This window comes from Streptomyces sp. NPDC059564, assembly GCF_042735575.1.
GTDB lineage: Bacteria > Actinomycetota > Actinomycetes > Streptomycetales > Streptomycetaceae > Streptomyces.
Genome location: NZ_JBHWBP010000599.1, coordinates 1 through 2,562, shown reverse-complemented (window position 1 = coordinate 2,562; position 2,562 = coordinate 1). Strand labels below are relative to the sequence as shown.

Below are 2,562 nucleotides of genomic sequence, written 5' to 3'. Positions count from 1 at the left end.
GAGTCGTCGTCCCGGATTCCGCTTCGGCGGAGGGCAAGAAGCCCGAGCCGGCTGCCGAGAAGCCTGCGGCGGACGCGCGTACGGACAAGCCCGCGGATGCCGACAAGGCGGAGAAGCCCGAGTCCGATTCCGCTCCGGCGGACCCCCGTACCGGCAAGCCCGCGGACGCGGCGAAGGCGGAGAAGGCGGAGAAGGCGGAGAAGCCGGCGTCGGCCGACAGCGAGCGCACCGCCGTCTTCCGTGCGGTGAAGCCCGCTTCGGACGCGCCGAAGAAGCCCTCGGAGGACGTCCGCACGACCGCGTTCGGGGTCGTCATTCCGGATTCCGCTTCGGCGGAGGGCAACAAGAAGTCCGAGCCGGCTGCCGAGAAGCCTGCGGCGGACCCCCGTACGGACAAGCCCGCGGACGCGCCGAAGGCGGAGAAGCCTGCCTCGGCCGACAGCGAGCGCACCGCCGTCTTCCGTGCGGTGAAGCCTGCGTCGGACGCGCCCAAGAAGCCCTCCGGGGACGTCCGGACGACCAGTTTCGGGGTCGTCGTTCCGGATTCCGCTTCACCGGCCGACAAGAAGCCCGCGCAGGGCCCGAGTACGGGCAAGCCCGTGGACGCGGACAAGGCCGACCAGGCGGAGAAGCCGGAGCCGGCCGACAGCGAGCGCACCGCGGTATTCCGGGCCGTGAAGCCCGGTGCCGCTCCGACCGCCGACAAGAAGCCCGCGCAGGGCCCGAGCACGGGCAAGCCCGCGGACGCCGAGAAGGCCGAACAGGCGGAGAAGCCGGAGCCGGCCGACAGCGAGCGCACCGCGGTCTTCCGGGCCGTGAAGCCGGGTTCCGCTCCGGCGGCGGACAAGAAGCCCGCGCAGGACCCGCGTACGGGCAAGCCCGCGGACGCGGACAAGGCCGACCGGGCGGAGAAGCCCGAGGCGGCCGACAGCGAGCGCACCGCGGTCTTCCGGGCCGTCAAGCCCGGTTCCGCCCCGGCGGCCGCCGACAAGAAGCCGACCGACGCCGGGAAGGGCGACGCGCGGGCCAGCACCTTCGTACCGCTGCGCGGTGACGGGCCGCAGGCCCAGCCGAAGCCCACCCCCAAGCCCGCGGCGGCGACCCCGCCGGTATCCACCCCCAGGCCCGCGCCGGCGACCCCGCACAACAGCGAGCGCACCACCCAGCAGCCGCTGCCCCCCAGGCCGCCGCTCGACATGCTGGCGGACCTCACCAACAACCCGCCCCCGCCGCCCAGCCCCATCCGCACCGCGGTCCGGCGGTTCAAGATCTACGCGCCGATCGTGCTGCTGCTGGCCATCGTGCTCGCCGTCGTGCAGATGGTGCGCCCGCTGCCCGCGCCGAAGCTGGCGATGACCGCGAAGTCCACGTACGCCTTCCCCGGCGGGAAGCCCGATCTGCCCTGGCCCACCGAGGGGCAGGCCTCCATGGCCGCCGCGGGCCTCGGCACCATCGGCAGCTCCGGCGAACAGAAGCCCGTGCCGATCGCCAGTGTCACGAAGTCGATGACGGCGTACATCATCCTGCGCGACCACCCCTTCAAGAAGGGTGAGAAGGGCGCGATGATCGACGTCGACAAGACCGCCGAGACCGAGGGCCAGAAGGACAAGTCGGACAACGAGTCCACCCTCAACACGGTCAAGGAGGGCGACAAGATCTCCGAGTACGACGCGGTCGCCGCCCTCATGATCCCGTCGGCCAACAACATCGCGCGGCTGCTCGCGCGCTGGGACTCCGGTTCCCAGGAGGCGTTCGTCAAGAAGATGAACGACACCGCCAAGGAACTCGGCATGACGAACACCACCTACACCGACCCCTCGGGCCTGGACGCGACCACGGTCAGCACCGCCGAGGACCAGGTGAAGCTCGGCCTGAAGATCGTCGAGATCCCGGCGCTGGTCGACATCACCCGCATGCCCAGCTGGGTCGACCCGTCCGGCAAGACCTGGCCGAACTGGAACCGCCTGGTCCCGTTCAACGACTCGCTCGGCATCAAGACCGGTACGACGACCAAAGCGGGCGGAAACCTCCTCTTCGCCGCGCAGAAGAAGGTCGGCGACACCAACCAGCTGATCGTCGGCGCCGTCCTCGGCCAGCACAAGCCGCCGATCATCGACAGCGTCATCGCGGCGAGCAAGACGCTGCTGGTGGCCACGCAGAAGGCCATCGAGGGCGCTACCGTCGTGAAGAAGGGCGAGGTCGTCGGCTACGTGGACGACGGCCTCGGCGGCCGCACGCCGGTCGTCGCCACCGCCGACGTCCAGGCGGTCGGCTGGTCCTCGCTGACCGTCGCCATCAAGCTCGGCGACGGCGGAACCCCGATCCCGGAGACGGCGAAGGCCGGGACCCAGGTCGGGGTGCTGACCGTCGGCGAGGGGGCCAGCCAGGTGAAGGTGCCCGTGGCGCTCCAGCGGGAACTGGTCTCGCCGGGGCTGGGCAGCAAGCTGACCCGTATCGGCTGATCCGATCGCGATCGCAGGTGCGCGGCGGCGCCCCGGGCCCCCCCCGGGGGGCGCGGCGCCGGTAGGGGGGTGTGTTATAAAAAAAAAACAGCCCCCCCCC

Annotated in this window: 1 protein-coding gene; it reads left to right on the top strand. The window is 71.4% G+C overall.

Going from position 1 to position 2,562, the window contains the following annotated elements:
• The coding region (locus ACFV0Q_RS40745; protein ID WP_385013053.1) for a hypothetical protein at window positions 1–2,462 on the top strand (2,462 nt) is incomplete at its 5' end.
• Between the last annotated feature and the right edge of the window lie 100 nt (window positions 2,463–2,562).